The organism is Mesorhizobium sp. 128a, assembly GCF_053848025.1.
This window is the reverse complement of sequence record NZ_JBSPKY010000009.1, coordinates 19,674-39,158: the sequence shown is the minus strand read 5'-3', so window position 1 is coordinate 39,158 and position 19,485 is coordinate 19,674. Positions and strand designations below refer to the sequence as shown.

Annotated in this window: 18 protein-coding genes; 9 read left to right on the top strand and 9 right to left on the bottom strand. The window is 63.9% G+C overall.

The features are described 5' to 3' along the window. Positions 1 to 20: 20 nt before the first annotated feature. Together ACWTU9_RS16330 and ACWTU9_RS16325 are read left to right on the top strand one after the other, a co-directional pair. Positions 21 to 1,007 (top strand): sulfate ABC transporter substrate-binding protein, encoded by a 987-nt coding sequence (locus ACWTU9_RS16330; protein WP_455859179.1) that lies wholly within the window; start codon positions 21 to 23, stop codon positions 1,005 to 1,007. Positions 1,008 to 1,267: 260 nt separating this feature from the next. Further along, on the top strand, positions 1,268 to 1,717 hold the full coding sequence (locus ACWTU9_RS16325; RefSeq protein WP_006202816.1) for an RrF2 family transcriptional regulator: 450 nt from the start codon (positions 1,268 to 1,270) through the stop codon (positions 1,715 to 1,717). A 72-nt stretch (positions 1,718 to 1,789) separates the two neighbouring features. On the opposite strand, the gene ACWTU9_RS16320 is transcribed toward ACWTU9_RS16325, so the two are convergent. Continuing rightward, a complete protein-coding gene (locus ACWTU9_RS16320; RefSeq protein WP_455859178.1) occupies positions 1,790 to 3,316 on the bottom strand; it encodes an acyl--CoA ligase in 1,527 nt (508 codons plus the stop codon). A 112-nt stretch (positions 3,317 to 3,428) separates the two neighbouring features. Between ACWTU9_RS16320 and ACWTU9_RS16315 the strand changes: the two genes are divergently transcribed. Continuing rightward, positions 3,429 to 4,577, top strand: coding sequence for a hypothetical protein (locus ACWTU9_RS16315; RefSeq protein WP_455859177.1), 1,149 nt, complete (start codon positions 3,429 to 3,431; stop codon positions 4,575 to 4,577). Here the strand turns inward: ACWTU9_RS16315 and ACWTU9_RS16310 are convergent. The 7 genes from ACWTU9_RS16310 to ACWTU9_RS16280 all read right to left on the bottom strand — a co-directional run bounded on the left by ACWTU9_RS16310 (position 4,572) and on the right by ACWTU9_RS16280 (position 12,510). Beyond that, positions 4,572 to 5,099: a gluconokinase gene (locus ACWTU9_RS16310; RefSeq protein ID WP_455859176.1), complete on the bottom strand. Its 528-nt coding sequence runs from the start codon at positions 5,097 to 5,099 to the stop codon at positions 4,572 to 4,574. The genes ACWTU9_RS16315 and ACWTU9_RS16310 overlap by 6 nt on opposite strands. 29 nt (positions 5,100 to 5,128) lie before the next feature. Further along, entirely contained in the window at positions 5,129 to 6,115 is a 987-nt protein-coding gene (locus ACWTU9_RS16305; protein WP_455859175.1) for an ABC transporter permease, read from the bottom strand. After that, a complete protein-coding gene (locus ACWTU9_RS16300) occupies positions 6,112 to 7,092 on the bottom strand; it encodes an ABC transporter permease (RefSeq protein WP_454585274.1) in 981 nt (326 codons plus the stop codon). Before ACWTU9_RS16300 ends, ACWTU9_RS16305 begins: the two co-directional genes overlap by 4 nt. Further along, positions 7,089 to 8,636, bottom strand: coding sequence for a sugar ABC transporter ATP-binding protein (locus ACWTU9_RS16295; protein WP_455859174.1), 1,548 nt, complete (start codon positions 8,634 to 8,636; stop codon positions 7,089 to 7,091). The genes ACWTU9_RS16300 and ACWTU9_RS16295 overlap by 4 nt, the downstream gene beginning before the upstream one ends. A gap of 81 nt (positions 8,637 to 8,717) precedes the next feature. Next, positions 8,718 to 9,842 (bottom strand): sugar ABC transporter substrate-binding protein, encoded by a 1,125-nt coding sequence (locus ACWTU9_RS16290; RefSeq protein ID WP_454574805.1) that lies wholly within the window; start codon positions 9,840 to 9,842, stop codon positions 8,718 to 8,720. Positions 9,843 to 10,162: 320 nt separating this feature from the next. Further along, positions 10,163 to 11,191 (bottom strand): HTH-type transcriptional regulator GntR, encoded by a 1,029-nt coding sequence (gntR, locus tag ACWTU9_RS16285; protein ID WP_455859173.1) that lies wholly within the window; start codon positions 11,189 to 11,191, stop codon positions 10,163 to 10,165. A 149-nt stretch (positions 11,192 to 11,340) separates the two neighbouring features. Continuing rightward, positions 11,341 to 12,510, bottom strand: a complete 1,170-nt coding sequence (locus tag ACWTU9_RS16280; RefSeq protein ID WP_455859326.1) for an MFS transporter — start codon at positions 12,508 to 12,510, stop codon at positions 11,341 to 11,343. Between the two features lie 226 nt (positions 12,511 to 12,736). Here ACWTU9_RS16280 and ACWTU9_RS16275 point away from each other — a divergent pair, with 226 nt between their 5' ends. From ACWTU9_RS16275 to mocR, 4 genes are all read left to right on the top strand, one after another. After that, complete coding sequence (locus ACWTU9_RS16275) at positions 12,737 to 13,024, top strand: DUF3175 domain-containing protein (protein ID WP_455859172.1); 288 nt, start codon at positions 12,737 to 12,739, stop codon at positions 13,022 to 13,024. A gap of 112 nt (positions 13,025 to 13,136) precedes the next feature. Then, positions 13,137 to 14,048 (top strand): myo-inosose-2 dehydratase, encoded by a 912-nt coding sequence (gene iolE, locus ACWTU9_RS16270; protein WP_455859171.1) that lies wholly within the window; start codon positions 13,137 to 13,139, stop codon positions 14,046 to 14,048. Between the two features lie 210 nt (positions 14,049 to 14,258). Beyond that, on the top strand, positions 14,259 to 14,465 hold the full coding sequence (locus ACWTU9_RS16265; RefSeq protein ID WP_455859170.1) for a LacI family DNA-binding transcriptional regulator: 207 nt from the start codon (positions 14,259 to 14,261) through the stop codon (positions 14,463 to 14,465). A gap of 1 nt (position 14,466) precedes the next feature. Then, a complete protein-coding gene (gene mocR / locus ACWTU9_RS16260) occupies positions 14,467 to 15,933 on the top strand; it encodes a rhizopine catabolism transcriptional regulator MocR (protein ID WP_455859169.1) in 1,467 nt (488 codons plus the stop codon). Between the two features lie 21 nt (positions 15,934 to 15,954). Here the strand turns inward: mocR and ACWTU9_RS16255 are convergent, their stop codons facing one another. Further along, positions 15,955 to 17,199, bottom strand: coding sequence for a DegT/DnrJ/EryC1/StrS family aminotransferase (locus ACWTU9_RS16255; RefSeq protein ID WP_455859168.1), 1,245 nt, complete (start codon positions 17,197 to 17,199; stop codon positions 15,955 to 15,957). Between the two features lie 256 nt (positions 17,200 to 17,455). On the opposite strand from ACWTU9_RS16255, the gene ACWTU9_RS16250 reads away from it, so the two are divergent. Both ACWTU9_RS16250 and ACWTU9_RS16245 read left to right on the top strand, forming a co-directional pair. After that, positions 17,456 to 18,385, top strand: a complete 930-nt coding sequence (locus ACWTU9_RS16250; protein ID WP_455859167.1) for a polysaccharide deacetylase family protein — start codon at positions 17,456 to 17,458, stop codon at positions 18,383 to 18,385. A gap of 63 nt (positions 18,386 to 18,448) precedes the next feature. Further along, positions 18,449 to 19,417 (top strand): rhizopine catabolism ABC transporter substrate-binding protein, encoded by a 969-nt coding sequence (locus ACWTU9_RS16245; RefSeq protein ID WP_455859166.1) that lies wholly within the window; start codon positions 18,449 to 18,451, stop codon positions 19,415 to 19,417. Positions 19,418 to 19,485: the final 68 nt, after the last annotated feature.

Genomic DNA, 19,485 nt, shown 5'->3' with positions numbered 1-19,485 from the left:
GTCCCAAGGAGTCCCTTTTCATGAAGCGATTTTTGCTCAAGTTTGCCACCGCCGCCGGCCTGTTTCTCGCCTCTTCGCAAGCTTGGTCGGCCGACAAGTTGCTCAACGCCTCCTATGATGTCGGGCGCGAACTGTTCGTCCAGGTGAACAAGGCTTTCATCGCCGGCCATCCCGGCGTCAGCATCGACCAGTCGCATGCCGGCACCTCGGCGCAGGCGCGCGCCATTGCCGAAGGCCTAGCCGCCGATGTCGTCACCTTCAACCAGGTCACCGACATCGACTTCCTGGTCAAGAAAGGCCTTATCTCCGCCGACTGGCAGAAGGATTTTCCCGACAACGCCTCGCCCTTCTATTCGCTGCCTTCATTCCTCGTCCGCGCGGGCAATCCCAAGCACATCAAGGACTGGAATGACCTCGTGCGCGACGACGTGCAGGTGATCTTCCCCAATCCGAAAACCTCGGGCAACGCGCGCTACACCTATCTGGCGGCGACCGCCTACGCCAAGGAGGCCTTCAACGGTGACGACACCAAGGTGAAGGAGTTTGTCACCAAGCTGTTCAACAACGTGCCGATCTTCGACACCGGCGGCCGCGCCGCCACCACGACCTTCGTGCAGCGCGAGATCGGCGACGTGCTGATCACCTTCGAGTCCGAGACGCGTGGCATCCGCAAGGAGTATGGCGACGACAAGTTCGAACAGGTCACCCCTACCGTCAGCCTGCTCGCCGAATTCCCAGTGGCCATTGTCGACAAGGTCGCCGACGAGCATGGCAGCCGTGACCTCGCCAAGAGCTATCTCGACTTCCTCTACACACCGGAGGGTCAGACCATCGCCGCCGAAAATGGCCTGCGCGCCCGCAACACTGAAATCGCCGCCAAATACAAGGCCGATTTCCCCGATGTCCGTCTGCTGACGGTGGAAGACGTCTTCGGCGGCTGGGACAAGGTGCAGAAGGAACACTTCGCCGCCGGCGGCCTGCTCGACCAGATCTACGGCAGCCGCTGATATCAGCAGCGTCCGGACTGAAAACTGAACAAGAAAGCCGGCTCTTTGCCGGCTTTTTCGTTTGGCACAGACAAACTGCTTCCCCGAACGATCAGCGCTATCCGTGAAAAACGTTACAAAGAATCAACGCCTTTGTGCCTAACCTCTCGACCGGGCGGCTTGTTCTGCGCGAAACCGGGTTGTTCAGGCGAAACGTCATGATTTGCACACAAACAACCGCCAGATGCGGGTGGTTGGGGTTTTCATGAACTGAATCGGGCATGCTTACCAAAAAAGGCAAATACGGCCTCAAGGCCCTCGTGCATCTTTCCGGCCTGCCGGTCGGCCAGCTTGCATTCGTCAACGACATTGCTGTTGCCAACAACATTCCGAAGAAATTCCTCGACGCCATCCTGGGTGAGTTGCGCAATGCCGGCTTCGTCCAGAGCCGCAAGGGCAAGGAAGGCGGCTATCGCCTCGCCAGGCCAGCCTCCGAGATCAAGATCGGCCATGTCGTGCGCGTCCTGGACGGGCCGCTGGCGCCAATCCCCTGCGCCAGCCGCACGCAGTACCAGCGCTGCGAGGATTGCGACGAGGCGACCTGCCAGGTCCGGCACATGATGCTGGAGGTGCGCCAGGCCATCGCCGAGGTGCTGGATAACAGAAGCCTCGCCGCCATGCGTGATGCCGACAATGACGATTTTCCGGTCGAGCTGACGTCGCAGATCTAAGCAATTCCAGGAAAAGTGTGAAGCGGTTTTCCGTCCGGAATTGCGTAAAAACAAAGAGATAGATCTGATCTCTCAGACCAGACCGAGCCTGCCGGCCAGGCCGACGCGCTGGATCTTGCCGGTCGGGCCCTTGGGTATTTCCTGCAGAAACAGGATGTGGCGCGGCACCTTGAACTCGACGATGCGGCCGCGCGCAAAATCGCGGATCTGCTCTGCATCGGCGGTAGCGCCCTCGGCCAGCACGATGGCAGCACCCACCTCCTCGCCCAGCATGGCGTGCGGCACGGCGAAGGTCACCGCCTGCGCCACCAGCGGATGATCGAGCAGCACATTGTCGACCTCAAGCGGCGATATCTTCTCGCCGCCGCGATTGATGATCTCCTTCAGCCGCCCGGTGATCTTGAGGTCGCCATCCTCATCGATCAGGCCCTGGTCGCCGGTGCGGAACCAGCCATCGGTGAAGGCAGCTTCATTGGCCAACGGATTGTTGAGATAGCCATCATGGATGTTGGCGCCCCGCACGGCGATCTCGCCCTTCTGGCCCGCCGGCAGGATCGTCCCCTTGTCGTCGAGGATCGTCACCTTCGGACCGGCAGGCAGGCCGACCGAGCCCGGCTTGCGGCGCGCCGGCGGCAGCCCGTTCGAGGTCATCTGGTGCGCCGCCTCGGTCATGCCATAGGCCTCGACCACCGGACAGCCGAAGACGCGCTCGAGGTCGCGGAACACAGTATCGGGAAGCGCTGCCGAAGACGACCGGATGAAGCGCAGCCTTGCAGCCGCGATCGTCTCGCCATTGCGCGCCGCGCGCGCCAGGATCGCCTGATGCATGGTCGGCACCGCGCTGTACCAGCTCGGTCGGAAGTCGGCCAGCCAGCCATAGAATTTGAGCGGGTTGAAGCCTGGCGTGCAGACAACGGCGCCGCCGACTGCCAGCTGTGCGCTGAGCGCCGCCATCAGCCCGTGAATGTGGAACAGCGGCATCACGTTGAGACAGACATCGTTTGCCGACAGCGCCAGCGTGCGGGCGATGTTGGCCATCGATGCCTGCAGATTGCGTTGCCGCAAGCCGACGATCTTCGGCCGCGCCGTGGTTCCCGATGTGTGCAGGACCAGCGCGAAATCGTCGGGTCCGTTGAGCTGCGCGTCGCCGGCGCCGGCAAGCTGGGCGTTGCCCGAAAGCACAAACTCGCCAGTTTTCGCGCCTTCAGGCACAACGACATCGAGCACGGCAATGCCGAGCCCCTTTGCGGCGTTGCGCGCGGCCTCGCCCATCCCTTGTCCGCACAGCAGAAACTTCACGTCGAGATCGCCGAGATAGAAGCGAAATTCGTCTTCGCCGTAAGCTGGATTGAGCGGCGCCGCCGTCGCCAGCGCCGAGACCGCCAGGAAACAGGTCGCCATTTCCGGGCCGTTGGGCAGGACGATGCCGACAGCTGTGCCCCGGCGAACGCCGCGCCTGGCGAGATCGCCGCAGAGTTGGTCGACAAGGTTTGTGAGGCCGGCAAAGCTGAGCGGAGCCCGGTCCGGCGCCATCAGCGCCACCGCGGCCGGCTGCCAGGGCGCCAGTTGCGGAAGTGCTGCCGATAGGGCCTGTTTCAAGCTCGAACCCTGAATGGCGTTCACCATGGCCTGCCGGCGCCGATTGCGCGCCTGTGGCAGACGCAGTAAAGCGATTTTAGGACGCGCGCAAGAACAGGTGGACACCGATCGGATGAGGCTGCCGTGGCTGGGAAAATCCCGGAAAGCCGATCGGACACCATCGTCCGCCGTCATCTACCACACTGAAATCATTGCCGACGTGCTGGTGCCCGATCGCGCCGAGCATGTCCGCTTCTTCAGCCGCAAGGTGGTTCGCGCCGGCAAGTTGCGCACCTTCAACAACAGGGATCTTCGCGAGTGCCTTCTGGCCGTCTTCTATCTCGGCGTCGCGGCAGTGCTGCCGGCCGGTTGGTGGGCCGCGATCTGCAGCCGCGTATCGGGGCTGCGCCTCAAGCGCCACACCCGCAAGGATTTCGTGCGTTACGCCGCCGCGACACGAGCAGTGCTCGGCAATGGCATCGATGCACAAAAGCAGTTCCGGGCCTTGCTCTACGCCAGCCATCGCCGGCGCCTGCTGTTTGCCGTGCATCTCGTCGGCCGCCGCTGGTCACCCGATATCCGGCTGGAGGGCCTGGAAGGCCTGCAAGCGGCGCTGAAGCGCGGCCACGGCGCCATCATCTGGTGCGATCAATTCACCGCCCAGACCATCATCGGCAAGCGCGCGCTCTATGAAGCCGGCATTGAGGCGCACCAGCTCAGCGTCAGCGCTCACGGCATATCCGACTCGACCTTCGGCCTGCGCTTCCTGAACCCGCCGATCGTCCGGGTCGAGAATCGTTTCCTGAAAGGCCGGATCGTGTTCGATCGCAGCGACGCCTTCCAGGTCACCGGCCGGATCCAGAAGATCCTTGGCAACAACGGCGTCGTGTTGGTGACCAACACCGTGCATGCCGGCTCGACATTCACCGAAGTCGGCATTGGCGAAAGCGGCTGGACCCACCTCGCCTCGGCGCCGACGAATTTCGCCGCCAGAGGCAAGGCGGCGCTGTTTTCCATGTCGACCTTCGAGACCGACCCGTTCCGCCAATACCGTGCCATCCTGAGCCCCGAACTGGTGCCGGCCCCGGCGGGAACCGGTGAGCCCACGACAAGGGCCGGCGGCGCCAAGAACATGGCATTGCAGGCCGAGTACATCCTGCTCAAGCGCGACCGCTTGCTGGAGGCGCTGAAACTCTATCCCGAGCAAATGATGGTCTGGTCCGGCCACGACCGGTTCACCGAACGGCCCGAAAGCGCCCTGCCCGATGACGGTGGTTCATGATTTTGCGCCGGCCAGCAGGCTGGCAACGGCGGTGACGATGCCGGCCACAGGAAGTGTGGCATCGACCGTCAGCGCCTGCTCGTCGGCGCCAGGTGGCTCAAGGATGGCGAACTGGCTTTCGACCAGGCTGGCCGGCATGAAATGCCCCTTGCGCTTGGCGACGCGCCGCTTGGCGGTGGCGGGATCGATCTCCAGATAGACGAAAACGATATCCCGGCGGAAGCCACGCAGCCGATCGCGGTAGCTGCGCTTCAGCGCCGAACAGGCGGCGACCACGCTTTGGCCGCTGCCGGCCAGGTCCGCGATCTGCTCGCCAATGGCATTGAGCCAGCCTTCGCGAAGCTGATCGGTGAGCGGCTCGCCTCTCGCCATGCGCGCGACGTTTTCGGGCGGGTGCAGCCTGTCGCCTTCGACAAATACGGCCCCCTCCGCTGCTGCCAGCGCCTTGCCGACGGCCGACTTACCGCAGCCGGCGACGCCCATCACTACAATGGTTCGAGGCACCGGGCCGGGAGCGTCCATTGGCGCTTTTGCCGTCTTTTCGTCCACGGTCAGCGGCTTGCCGGCGCGCGGCCGTAGAGCAGGAGCATGGCGACGATGACAACACCATAGATAATCTGCCGCCCCGCCTCGGGCATCTGCATGACCGACAGGATGGACTGCAGGAGCGTAATCAAGATGACGCCGGCGACCGTGCCGAGATAGGAGCCGCGGCCGCCGAGGATCGAGGTGCCGCCCAGCACCACGGCGGCGATCGACGGCAGGAGATAGGCATCGCCCATCGACTGCGCCGCCTTGGAAGCATAGCCGGCGAGAAGCACGCCGCCGAAGGCCGAGAGGCCACCCGATATGGCGAAGGCGATCATCACCACGCGTCTGGTGTCGACGCCGGAGAGATAGGCGGCACGCTCGCGGTTGCCGATGCCGTAGACGGTGCGGCCGAAGCTGGTGCGGGTCAGCACGAACACCATCGCAGCACCGATCAGCGCCCAGATGATGACGGCGTTAGGCACGCCCGGAATGGTAAAACCTGTCGCGAGATAACGCATGGCGCCGGTGGCCGAATCCTGTGGCGAGAAGCCACCTGTATAGACGACCATGAGCCCTTGCGCGACGGCGTTGGTGGCGAGTGTGATGATCATCGAGGGGATGCGCAGATAGGCGACGCCGATGCCGTTGACGATGCCGATCATGATACCGCAGAAGATGCCGAACGGGATGGCAAGCGCCACGCCGACCGGGCCGTAGGCCGCAGCCGCGGCCGCCATCATGGCGCCGACCGCCACCGACCACGGCACCGACAGATCGATCTGGCCAAGCAGGATGACCAGCATCATGCCTGTGGCGATGACCCCGAGGAACGACGCCACCTTGAGCTGCTGCAACAGATATTCCGGCGACAGGAAGCTGCGCGAATAAAGGCTGCCGAGAAACAGCAAGAGCACGATGCAGGCAAAGGCGGTGACAACTGCCGGATCGGCGCGGCGGATGAATTTCGGCATGCGCCCGGCGATGCCGCCGATGGTCGTCTCGCTCACAGGAACCACTCCAGCCGGTTGCGGACCCGAAACAGGGCGAAGGCGCCGAGGCTGACCGCGATCAGCAGGACAACGCCCTGGAACAGCGGCTGCCACAGCGGGTCGAAATCGAAGACGAACAGCAGGTCGCCGATGGTGCGGAAGGCTAGCGCGCCGAAGATGGCGCCGATGGCGCTGCCCTTGCCGCCGAACAGCGAGACCCCGCCCAGCACCACGGCGGCGATCGAAAACAGCGTATAGGCGTTGCCGCTGGCATAGGCGGCATCGCCCGTATAGGTGAAGAAGGTCAGGAACAGCCCGCCGATCGCCGCCAGCAGCCCGGCAAGCGCGTAGGCGGCGAACTTGCCGCGCCGGATCGGCACACCTGACATGTAGGCAGCCGTCTCGGAGGAGCCCGCGGCGTAGGCGGCACGGCCCAGCACCGAACGGCTGAATGGCACCCAGACGATCAGCACCACGGCGAACAGCGTGACCAGGCTCGCCGGCACGATGCCGAAGAGGCGCCCGGTGAGCGCATCGGCCAGATCCTCGTTGACCGAGCCGCCCGGGAACGGCCTGAGCAGCAGTGCGATGCCGAAATAGACGGCACCCGTGGCGATGGTGGCCACGATCGGCTGCAGTCGGCCGTAGATGACGATGGCGCCGTTGATCGCGCCGCACAGCAGCCCGGTGCCGAGCACGGCGACGACGCCGAAGGCGGTCTCGAGGCCGGTGCCGATGACCAGCCAGGAGGCCAGGCAATTGGTCAGCGTGAAGATCATGCCGACGGAAAGGTCGATGCCGGCGGTGATCACCACCAGCGTCTGCGCCATGGCGACGAAGGCGAGCAGCACGCCCTTGTTGGAGGCCGTCTGCACGACATTGGCGGTAAATCCCGCCGGATGGTTCGCGGTGTAGATCGCGAACATGACGATGAAGATAGCGAACGCCAGCAGGGTTCCGCGTTGTTCGGCAAGCCAGTAGCGCCAATCCTTCACGCGTCCGCTCCATGCCTGGGGGTGGCGTCGCCGCCATGGATGTTGAGCGCGCTGGCGATCAGCGCCCGTTCTGTGATCTCGGCGCCGACCAGCTCTCGCTTGACCGCGCCGTCATAGAGCACCAGCACCCGGTCGCAGCAGCCGATCAGCTCGTCATAGTCGGTCGAGTAGAACAGGATCGCCGCACCCGCGTCCGCAAGCTTGCGCATCAGTTGATACAGCTCCTGTTTGGTGCCGACGTCGATGCCGCGCGTCGGATCGTTGAGCAGGATGATGCGCGGCTGGCGCATCAGCCATTTGGCGATGACCACCTTCTGCTGGTTGCCGCCCGACAAGGCGCCGACCGGAATGTCGAGGCCGGCGGTCTTGATCGCCAGCAGCCCGACCATGTCGTCGATCAGCCGCTGCTCGGCGGCGCGGTCGATGATGCCGGCTTTGGACAGCCGATCGAGGGCGGCGAAGGAGAGGTTCTCGCGAACCGTCATCGGCAGCATCAGGCCTTCGGTCTTGCGGTCTTCCGGGATCAGCGCCATACCGACCCTGTTGTCGCGCGCCGCTGCCGGGCTGGTGATCGAAACCGGCTTGCCGTCGATAAGGATCTGGCCGCTGAGGCCGCGCAGCACACCGAAAAAGGCAAGCAGCAATTCGCGCTGGCCTTGCCCGTCCAGCCCGCCGAGACCGACGACTTCGCCAGCCCTGACGCTGAGCGAGATGTCGTCCAGCCGGTCCGTCCAGGAGAGCTTGCGCGCCTCGAGAACCGGCGGGGCGGTGTCGAGCGCCCGCGTCGGCTTCGGCGGAAATATGTGGCTGTATTCGCGGCCGATCATCAGCTCGACAACCTCATTGTCGCTCTTGGTGCCTGCCGCATAGGAGGCGACGGTGCGACCGTTGCGAAACACCGTGCACTGGTCGGCGAGTTCGGCGATCTCGTTCATCCGGTGCGAGATGTAGAGCAGCGCCAGCCCTTCGCCACGCAGCCGCTTCAGGACTGCGAAGATCTTGGCGACATCGGCGGCAGCCAGCGCCGACGTTGCCTCGTCGAGGATCAGGATGCGCGGCTTCCTGGCCAACGCCTTGGCGATCTCGACCATCTGCCTTCTTGAAAGGGGAAGATCCTTGACCAGCGCCAGCGGATGGATGTCGGCCGCACCCGCGCGTGCCAGCGCCTCTTCGGCAATGCGGCGCTGCGCCTTGCGGTCGATCATGCCGAACCGGGTCGGCGGATCGGAAATGACGATGTTGTCGGCGACGCTAAGCTCGGGGACCAGCGACAGTTCCTGGAAGATGCAGACGATGCCGGCCTGGTTGGCCGCGGCCGGCGAGGCAAAGCTGACCTCACGCCCGTCCAGCGTCATCGTGCCCTCGTCGGGCGCCACCACGCCGGCCATGACCTTGATCAGCGTCGATTTGCCGGCGCCGTTTTCGCCGAGGATGGCGTGGATGCTGCCTGATGTGACCGAAAGTTCGGCCTTCTCCAGCGCACGCACGCCGCCATAGCGCTTGGAAATGCCTTCCATGCGAAAGAGTGGAGCTGCACCGTCCATCAGCCCTCCGGGGCAGTTTTATGGATTGAGATGGCAAGCGGTTCGGCGCCGCGGAGCATCCCGCGGCGCCGATTGTGCAGCCTATTGGTCGGCCTTGGTCTGGCCCATGATTTCCTGCGCGGTGAAATTGATGCCGCAGGTCGGGAAGGAATTGCCGACGAAGAAATTGTCGGACTGGTCAGGGAAGTAGTCCTGGCCTTCCTTGAAGTTTGGATCCTCGACGATGGCGAGCGGTAGCTTGACCGATTGCGGCACGACCTGACCCTCAAGTGCGGCGATCGCCGTCTTGATGGCGACCGCGACCTGGGCAGGGCCAGTGCCGGCCGAGGAGCATTTCAGGCCGTCCGCCGCGTGCGCCGCGCAGAATTTGCGGAAACCGTTCTCGGTTTCGCCGCCGAACGGCACGAACGGATGCTTGGCGTCGATCATCGCCTGAACAATGCCTGTGTCGCCGCCCTGGCCGGTTATGCCGACGAACGGACCATTGGTGGCGATCGCGTCAGCCGTGACCTTCTGCGCTGTCGGATCATCCCACTTGCCGGCGACTTCGGTGACGTCCCATTTCTTGCCCGAGGCGTCGAAGACCTCATGGATGCCGTTGTGGCGGTCGGTATCGACCGACGTGCCGGCAACGCCGCGCACTTCAAGTATCTTGCCGCCATCCGGTATATGGTTGATTAGCCATTTGGCCCACAGTTCGCCAAGACCCTTCTGGTCCACGTTGACGTTGATGGCGTCCTTGGTGTCGAGGATGTTGTCGAAGGCGACCAGCACGACACCGGCTTCCTTGGCGCGCTTGATGACCGGCCCGAAGGCGGTGGGATTCTGCGCGTTGACGACGATGGCGTCAAAACCGGAATCGATGAAGTTATTGATCGCCGAGATTTGCGCCGGCACATCCTCGCCGGTCGATACGACCTTGAATTCCTTCAACTTTGCCGCGACGTCCTTCTGCGCAGCATAGGCCTTGGCCGTCTGGATCATCTGGATGCGCCAGGTGTTGGCGATATAGCCGTTGGCGAGCGCGATGCGGTATGGGCCTTCCTTCTTGGGGAATTTGAAGAACTGTGTATCGGCCGCCCACGGCGCGAAGCAGTCGGGCTCGGCCGCTGGTCCCTTGACGACTTCAGGTTCGGCCATCGCCGACGAACTCAACATGACGAATGCAGTGGCGGCAACGATGCCGCCAACGAATGACTTGATCATCGATATTCCTCCCGTTTGCAGTTCTACTTGATGCTGCTGCTTGATGCTGTTTGTCGTGGTAATTTCCCACGCCCGGCGACGGCTCCGCAGCCTTGCCGGCGGCACGTCTCAAGGGCCCGAAGCCGGCCCGATCCCCTCCCCCTCGCCGCCTCACGGGCGAGAAATGAAACCTAGCATATTATACATAATAAACAAGATGAGCTGTTGCTTATGTATAATAAACAGGCTTGGCTCCTCCGCCAAAGTGCCTGCCTGTCAAAAATGGTAGCGCTACCATGACGTTGTGTAAAGCACCATTTGCTGAAGGTTCGAAAGCATTTTCAGCGTGCCGTGCTCAAGCGCGGCTTGAGCTCGAAACCAAGGTCGACGACCCGCTGCTCGGGCCTTCGCCCAGCGATCGCCGCCAGCGCCATGGCAACGGATCGACGTCCGATTTCATAGCGAGGGGTGCGGATGCTGGTGATCGGCGGGAACGCCGCCTGCATCATCTCAAGATCGTTGAAGCCGACAATGCCGATCGTCTTCGGCACGTCGAGTGCGGCGCTATGGCATTCGAACAGAACGCCGAGCGCGATATCGTCATTGTTGCAGAAGACGCCGTCGAGCGCCGGCATCTTGGCCAGCGCATCGCGAAGCAGCTCGCGGCCGAGCGTCACGCTGGACAACAGCGGCGTGGTGGTGATCAGCCGCGGGTCGAACAGGCCGGCCTTCTCCATTGCGGCGCGATAGCCGGCCAGGCGCCGTTGCGAGCGCGGATCCATGCGCGCGCCTATGAATCCGATCCGCCGGTAGCCCGCCTCGATCAGATGCTCGGTCGCTGTCCTGCCGCCGTCGAAATGCGAGAAGCCAACCAGCATGTCGACCGGGTCGGGCCCGGTCTCCATCACCTGCACCACCGGACAGCCGGCGCTCTCCAGCAGTTTTCGCGACGTCGGCGTCTGGTCGATGCCGGCCACGATCAGCGCCGCGGGACGCTGCGGCGCGAACACCTGCAGCAGGCGTTCCTCTTCGAGGCCGGAATAATGGGTGTTGCCGAGCTGGACGCGAAACGGGCCGTCCGACAGACTGTCATAGATACCGCGCACCACTTCGGCGAAGACGTTGTTGGTCAGCGACGGCACCAGCACACCGAACACATCGGCACGCGCCGAGGCCAGCGCCCGCGCATTGGGATCCGGGACATAGCCGAGCTCGTCGACGGCGGCCAGGATCTGGCGGCGCAGATCCTGGCTGACGCGGTCGGGTTCGCGCAGCGCCCGCGACACGGTGATGGCGCCGACGCCGGCCTTGCGCGCAACATCGGAGATCGTCGGGCGGCCGCCGCCGCGGCGCGAGCGTGGCTTGGTCATGGCCCTGCCCCTTGCGTCGCGCGCGATTGCGGCTTCGTCGTCTGTGTCGCCATGTTTGCCCGGCTTCCCCACTGCGCCATGCCGCTTGGCGTCGCGCAGCAACTGGCGATTGTCAAGCCAACGCCGATTGCGGCCGCCGACTGACGTCCTCAGGCCGTAACCATGGCCGGGCGCCGCGCCCTCCACATCAGCAAAAGGATGGCCGCCACGTTGATCAGGTTCCACGCGATGCCGTTGAGGAACGCTGCCGCGTAGGAGCCAGTCAGGTCGTAGATCCAGCCCGACATCCAGCCACCGATCGCCATGCCGAAGATGGTCGCCATCATGACGATGCCGATACGCTGGCCGGCCTCCCTGGCCGGTAAATATTCGCGCACGATGATAGCATAGCAAGGCACGATGCCGCCTTGCGACAGGCCGAACACCAGCGACACGACATAGAGCGAGGCGAGCCCGTCGAACGGGATGTAGAACAAAAGCGACAGGCATTGCAGCACGGAACCGATAAGCAGGGTTTTCACGCCGCCGATGCGGTCGGCGACAAAGCCGGAGGCGAGCCGGCTGACGACGCCCGCCGCCATCATGATCGACAGCATGTCGGCGCCATGGGCGATGCCGTAACCAAGATCCATGCAATAGGCGACGATGTGCACCTGCGGCATCGACATTGCCACGCAGCAGCCTAAACCCGCGACGACCAGCAACACCTGTAGCGCCGCCGGCGAGATTGAAATCGGCTGCACAGGCCGGCTTCCGGACGAGCCTGCCGCCGCGTCGGGAGCGCCGCGCCGCAGCAAAAGCACCAGCGGTATCATGGTGAGCAGACAAAAGATGCCGATCGCGGCATAGGTGAAGCGCCAGCCTTCCGCCTTGATCAGCGTCGGCATGATGGTTGGCCACAGCGTTCCGGCGAGATAATTGCCCGCCGCCGCCGCCGTGACGGCGACGCCGCGTCGACGGTTGAACCAATGCGAAATGTCGGCGATCAACGGTCCAAAGATCACTGATGAGCCAAGGCCGATAAGCACCCCCTGGGCAAGGGTGAATTGCAGGATCGACGTTGACGCCGCCGCGAGCAGCAGTCCGGCGGCGAGTGCCATCGAGGAGATCAGCGCCGGGATCCAATAGCCCATGCGGTCGATGGCGCGGCCGACCAGCACATTGCCGGCGGCAAAGCCCACCATGGTTGCGGTGTAGGGCATCGATGCCGCCGCGCGGTCGACGCCGAATTCCGCCTGCACGGCCGGCAGCACCACCACGACGGCCCACATGCCGACCGCACCGATGGTCGCCAGCAGCATCGAGATGGCAAGCCGCATCCAGGCATAGGAGCTGTCGATGCCGGGGCTGCTCGCCTGATTGGCGACGATTGGGGTCAAGGCGTTTCCTGTCTGCGGTTCCGGGAGTCGACACGCTGGCGTCACTATCGGCACATTCGTAGCGACGGGCAGCGCCACAGCGCTCCGATCCGTGGCTCCAGCGGCCAGGGGATTTTTTCCGGAACCGGCAACGCCGTGCCGAGTTTTCGACGAGAAGGAGTTTGCCATGACCACGAAGAAAAAATGGTCCGCCGACGTGACCGAACACAGCGATGCGATGGACCTCGAGGCGCACATCTTCGAAGCCGACGATGCCAAAAAGATCGCGGCGTCGCTCAAGCGCTCGGCCGAACACAGCGACCGCCGCAAGGCCGAGCCCTTCCAGTCGGCCATGTCGATGCTCAATTTCTACATCAACCGTGCCGGCAAGAACCTGCCGCAGAAGCGCCGGAAAGTGCTCGAGGACGCCAAGGACGAACTGCGCGCTGCTTTCGGCCGGCAAGAGCAGCATTAGTCCTCACGATTGGTTCTGCCGAATTCACCTCAACTGGACCTAGTGACAGGTCCTCTTTCCCTCCAGTTTGCAGCCTCGGCATTGCGTTCCCCCAAGCCTGCAAAGCAGCGGCATGACGGTCAAGATCGGCATCAATCCCATTACCTGGAGCAATGACGATGTTCCCGAACTCGGCGGCGACACGCCGCTCGAGACCTGCCTGTCGGAAACCAGGCAGGCCGGCTATCGCGGCACCGAGCTCGGCGGCAAATTTCCCAGGCGAAGCGACGAGCTTGGACCGATCCTGTCCTCCTATGGGCTGGAGCTCGTCTCCGGCTGGTATGACGGCCGCATTCTCGACCGCACGGTCGACGAGGAATTCGCCGCCATCACCCCGCATCTGACGCTGCTGCGCGACCTCGGCGCCAAGGTCGTCGTCTATGCCGACACGTCGCGCGGCCGTCATGACGGCATCTTTGCGCCGATCTCGCAGCGCCCTCGTCTCGCCGATGGCGAATGGGCGGCCTATGGCGAGAAGCTGACCGAGCTCGCCGACCGCATGACCGTCTTCGGCGTTGGCATGGCTTTCCATCACCATATGGGCACCATCGTCGAGACGGACGATGAGGTCGGCAGGTTGATGGCAACGACAGGAAAAAGCGTCGGCCTGCTGTTCGACACCGGCCATTGCCTGTTTTCGGGCGGCGACCCGGCCTCTCTGTTGCACCGGCATCTCGACCGCATCGTGCACTTCCACTGCAAGGACGTCCGCGCGGCGGTGCTGGAAAGGGCGCGGCGCGAAGACATGAGTTTCATGGCGGCGGTGATGGAAGGGATCTTTACCGTGCCCGGCGACGGTTCCGTCGACTTCCTGGCATTGCTGAAGCCTCTCGCAAAGCGCGGCTTCGAAGGCTGGATCGTCGTCGAGGCCGAACAGGACCCGGCCAAGGCAAATCCCTTGACCTATGCCACGAAGGGTTATGCTTCGCTTCTAGCCACGGCCCGCAAGGCCGGGTTCGAGGTAGCGACACGAGACTTGGCCTGACCACCGCCGGGGGGCTGGTGGTTGGCCGGTTGGGCGCGCGCCTCGGTAGGGGTAGCGACGCGAAAGCGCCCGGCGATCCGCGCCGCCGTCCTCCCCTGGCGGCGCGGATCGCATAATTCTCGGCACCGGCTTGGGGAGGTCGGACTTTCCAAGGAGTTTCCAGCTTGAGGCTGGCGGCAAGCCGTGCCTTGATGCAGGTGGAGGGGCGACATGGCATTCGAGGCGGCACTCGGCACGGAACGGCTTTGCACCATCCGTGAGATTGCGCAAAAGGCGGAGCTCGGCGCGGCCACCGTGCATCGCGCGCTGAAGAACAGCCGCGAAGTCCGTGCCGAAACCAGGCGGCTGGTGCTCGAGACCGTCTGCCTGCTCAACGAAGAAAAGATCGCCCGCGCAGCCAGGTTCGTCGGAGACTAGCTTGGCCGACCACATGCGCCTTTCCCTCGACATCATGTCGGTCGACCGCGCCTCGGACGAGCCGATGCACCGGCAGATCTACGGTGCCTTGCGGCGTTTCATTCTGGACGGCCAGATCCAGCAGAACACGTTGCTGCCCTCGACCCGCTCGCTGGCCGAGGATCTGAAGGTCGGCCGCAACACGGTGATTGCCGCTTACGACCAGCTGCTCGCCGAAGGTTTTATCGAGGCGCGCGCCGGATCCGGCACCTGGGTGGCGCCGATCCAGCAGAAGCGCCCGCCGGCCTCGATGCGCGCCGGCCTCGCCGCTCCGCAAAAATTGTCGCGGCGCGGCCAGACCATCGTCAACGGCCCGCAGCCGCCGCGCAACGCCGGCGTCATCAACTTCCACCCCGGCGTACCCGAGACCGCGTCCTTCCCTTTCACCATCTGGTCGAGCCTGCTCACGCGCAATGCGCGCAGCCGCGACGAAAACCTGCTGGGATATCTCTCCTTTGCCGGCCATCCCGGCCTCCGCCAGGCCATCGCCTCGACCATCAGCCTGTCGCGCGGCATCAACTGCACCGCCGACCAGGTCATCGTCGTTACCGGCGCGCAGGCAGCGCTCGACCTCGCCTCGCGCGTGCTGATGGACGAGGGCGATCATGTCTGGATGGAGGAGCCCGGCTATCTCGGCGCCAAGAGCGCCTTCCTCGCCAGCGGCGCCAGGCTCGCGCCGTTAAAGGTCAACCGGCACGGCTGGCACCTATCCGACCCCGATCTGCCGCCGCCGCGGCTGATCTATGTGACGCCGTCCTGCCAGTGGCCGTTCGGCACCATCATGCGCATCGAGGAGCGGCTGCAACTGCTCGACATCGCCGAACGCCACGGCGCCTGGATCGTCGAGGACGATTATGACGGTGAATACCGTTTTCGCGGCCGGCCGGTGCCGGCTTTGCGCGGCCTCGATCACGCCGACCGCGTCGTCTATATCGGCTCCTTCGGCAAGACGCTGATCCCGGCGCTGCGCATCGGCTATCTCATCGTGCCGCGCGAATTGTCGGTGCCGTTCGACCGCGCCGTCTCGATCACCGGCCAGTTCGCGCCGCTGATCCTGCAGGCGACGGTCAACGACTTCATCACGCAGGGCTATTTCGCAACGCATCTTAAGCGCATGCGCCGGCTCTATGCGCGCCGGCAGGCCAATTTCGTCAAGCTGTGCCAGGAACATCTGTCCGAATGGCTGACGGTGGCCGAGAACGATTCCGGCATGCAATTGTTGGCGAGTTTCACAAAGCCGTACAAGGACATCGACGTCGTCGTCGCCGCCGTGAAGGAGGGGCTGGACGTCCAGGGCATTTCCATCAACTACCATTCGAGCGAGCCCGAACACGGCCTGCTGCTCGGCTACGCCGCGATGGACGAGCGCCAGATTCTGCGCGCAGTGCTGGCGCTGCGTGCCGCCTTCATGCGGCTGGACCGGCAGTAGGCCGGGCCCAGCCGGCGTGCCTCAATTCACACTGTCGAATTTCTGCAGATCGACGGGGGCGGCCTTGCGCACCTCGACATCGTCCAGCGAGGCGTGTTCAAGCGCTACTCGCGCGGCTGCATCGATGTTGTGGATCATGTCGTCGATCTCGGCATCGCTGTGTGCCGGGTTCATTGCCACCATCACCGTGCGGTTGAGGATGTCGAGCGAACCCTTGCCGAGATCGTCGGCATAGGTGAGCCGCAGGCCTTTGTTTTCCGGCAGCGTGTAGGGGTTCAGGGCCGGATGATGCGCGCCCTCGTGCATCAGCACCTGGTCCCACTGGGTGAAATTGTGGCGGCCCGTCTTGCCGGCAATGACGCTCGGAATGGTCTTGGAGAAAGTCTGCGCCGCCTGTTCGCTGGGCAGCAGATACATCACCTGCGCCGCGCAATCGTCGTCCGGGCTGTTCATCGGCGACGGCGTCAGGCCTAGATTGCCGAGATGACGGGTGCCGGCCAGCACCTTCTTCTTCTCGGCCCGCATCGCCTCGATGATGCCGTCGAGCCGGTCGAGCTGCACGTTGAGCATCGCCCCCATAAGTTCCGAAGCGCGCGCGCCGATGCCGGCGAACGGCTTGATGCTGTCATTGCGGCCCTGCCAGTAGAAATGGCAGGGATCGATGGCGCAGCGCGCACGCTCCGCCACCTTCGGATCGCTGGTGGCGATGCCGCCGCCTTCGCCCGAGGTCATGTTCTTGAAGTAGTTGAAGGAGTAGGCGCCGGCATGGCCGATGGAGCCAAGCTTCTTGCCCTCATAGCCGCCGCCAATGCCCTGGCAGACGTCCTCAAGAACCAGCAGGCCGCGTTTTTTGGCGATGTCCATGATGGCATTCATGTTGCAAGCCGCCCCCCACATATGCACAGGAATGACCGCCTTGGTTCGCGGGCCGACTGCGTCGCGCAGGGCTACCGGATCGATGGTCAGGCTTTCGTCGATATCGACGATGACCGGAATGGCACCGACTGACAGGACAGCGGTAGCGGTCGCCATATAGGTGTGCGCCGGCACCAGCACCTCATCGCCAGGCCCGATGCCGAGCCCGATCAGGCCGGCGGCGAGCCCATAGGTGCCGCTGGCGGCAAGCGCAAAGTGCTCGACGCCGAGATGCCTGGCGTAGCGCGCCTCGAAGCGGTCGCACTCGCTGTTGTCGCCATAGCGAAACAGTGCGCCCAAGCGGATCACTCTGGCAATGGCTTCGATCTCTTCTTCGCCGGCGGTGTACATGGCAAGTCTCCACATCGCTTGATGGTGTGAAAGCAGTACGCTTGCCGGCGCGGTTTGAAAGAACCACTCCGCCGCGATCGAACCAAGCCATCCCGGCCTAAATCGTACCCATCCGAATTCGCTGAAGTGGCCCTGTTGGAACAACCAGTTTGGGCGTTCCATCGCGTCCAGTTGGGCAAACGGTCGGTTCCATGCAGGACGGGACATACTTTGGAAGACCCTCGCGAGCGGCATGCCGGACAGGCGGTGCCCGTTCATGAATGCCCCTGCCGCTTCCAGACGACAGATCGTGCTGCATGAAGACGATGTCGGCATGTGCCATGGCGCCAACAGCGCTTTCCTCGAACTGACTGGGCTCGGCGCCTGCAGTTCCGGCGCGGTGATGGTGCCTTGCCCGTGGTTTCCTGAGATGGCCGAAGCGGCGGCTGCCGATCCGCGGCTCGATCTCGGCGTCCACCTGACGCTCAACAGCGAAAAACAGCACTACAAATGGCGGCCGCTGACGTCGCCCTCGCGCGCCGCCGGCCTGACCGACGAGTTCGGCTATTTCTGGCCCGATGTCGCGACCACGCGCCGCAAGGCAGCACCTCAGGCAGTCGAGACCGAACTGCGCGCCCAGATCGACACCGCCTACCGCGCCGGCATCGACGTCACCCATCTCGATGCCCATATGGGCACGGCGCTCTCGCCCGAATTCTGCGACATCTATATCCGGCTCGGCCTGGAATATCGCCTGCCGGTGCTGCTGACCAAAACGCTGTCGGCCTATGCGCCCAACGACAATCTGGTTGGCGTCACCGAAGCGGCGTTCCAGCGCGGCGTTGCCGAGGCCCGCGCCAAAGGCTTTGTCATCTTCGACGCCGCGATCCAGACGACCTGGGGCCGTCCGCGTTCGAAGCCGATAGAGCCGGCCTACAAGGCATTGGTCGAAGGCGTGCGTGAAGGCCTGACCTTCTTTTGCCTGCACTTCAACGCGCCGGGCGAACTCGAGCTGATCGAGCCGCGCTCCGCCTATATCCGTACCGAGGAATATGAACTGTTCCGCGACCATGCCTTTCGCGACTGGCTCGGCGCGCGGGACATCGACATTATCGGCATGAAGCCGTTGCGCGAGGATCTGCGCGCGCGGCTCGGAGCATCGACACCGGCAAAGGCCCGCAAAGCGGCCACCCGGTCAGCGCTGTAAGGCGAACCGTCGGCCTGCGGCGCAAAGAGGGAATTGGAACTGCAACGACAATGGGAGAATGACATGAAGACCGTTCTGAAACTGGCGCTCGGCGCGCTTGTCTCGATGAGCATGCTGGCAGGCGTCGCGCATACCGCTGGCCTGAAGGATCCGAAGGATGTCCGCATCACCTTCGTGGTGCATGGCTCGGCCTCCGACCCCTACTGGTCGGTGGTCAAGCGCGGCGTCGACGATGCGGCAGCACTGACCGGCGCCAAGGTCGAATATTACGCGCCGCAAGTCTTCGACGTGGTCGAGCAGGCGCGTTTGCTCGACGCGGCCATCGCCACCAATCCGGATGGCATTGCCGTCTCCATCGCCGACGCCAATGCACTCGGCAAATCCGTCAAGGCGGGTCTTGCTGCCAATATCCCGATGGTGGTTCTCGATTCCGGCGAGAAGGAAGGCGCCGAGCTGGGCACCACGCTCTATGTCGGCACCGTCTCCGAATATGACTCCGGCAAGAAGGCCGGCGAACGGCTGGCCAAGGACGGCACGCTCAAGGTCGTCTGCATCAACCATGAGGTCGGCAATGTCAGCCTCGACCAGCGCTGCCAGGGTTTGAATGACGGGCTGAAGCCTTCAGGCGGCGGCACCGAAGTGCTGACCGTGTCGCCCGATCCGGCCGACATCCAGCGCCGCACCGAGGCCTATCTGTCGGCACATCCCGACACCCAGGCCGTGTTCGCGCTCGGCGCCACCGCAGCCAACCCGCTGATCCCGTTCTTCCGCCAGAAGGAACTGTTCGGCAAGATCAAGCTCTACACATTCGACATCAGCCCCGAAGTCCTGGATTCCGTCGTCGCCGGCGAAATGGGCTTCGGCATGGACGCGCAGCAATATCTGATGGGTTACCTGCCGGTGATCTATCTGGTCGAGCACGCAACGCACGGCTTCTGGCCGCAGAACAATGCCTATACCGGCCCGCTGTTCATCGATACGCCCGACAAGGCCAAGGCTATCCTGGCGCTCGCCAAGGACGGCATCCGCTAAGGCCTGAACGATCTCTGCAGGGGAAGGCCCCGTGGCGCTTTCCCTGCAGTCATCGACATTGCGAATTG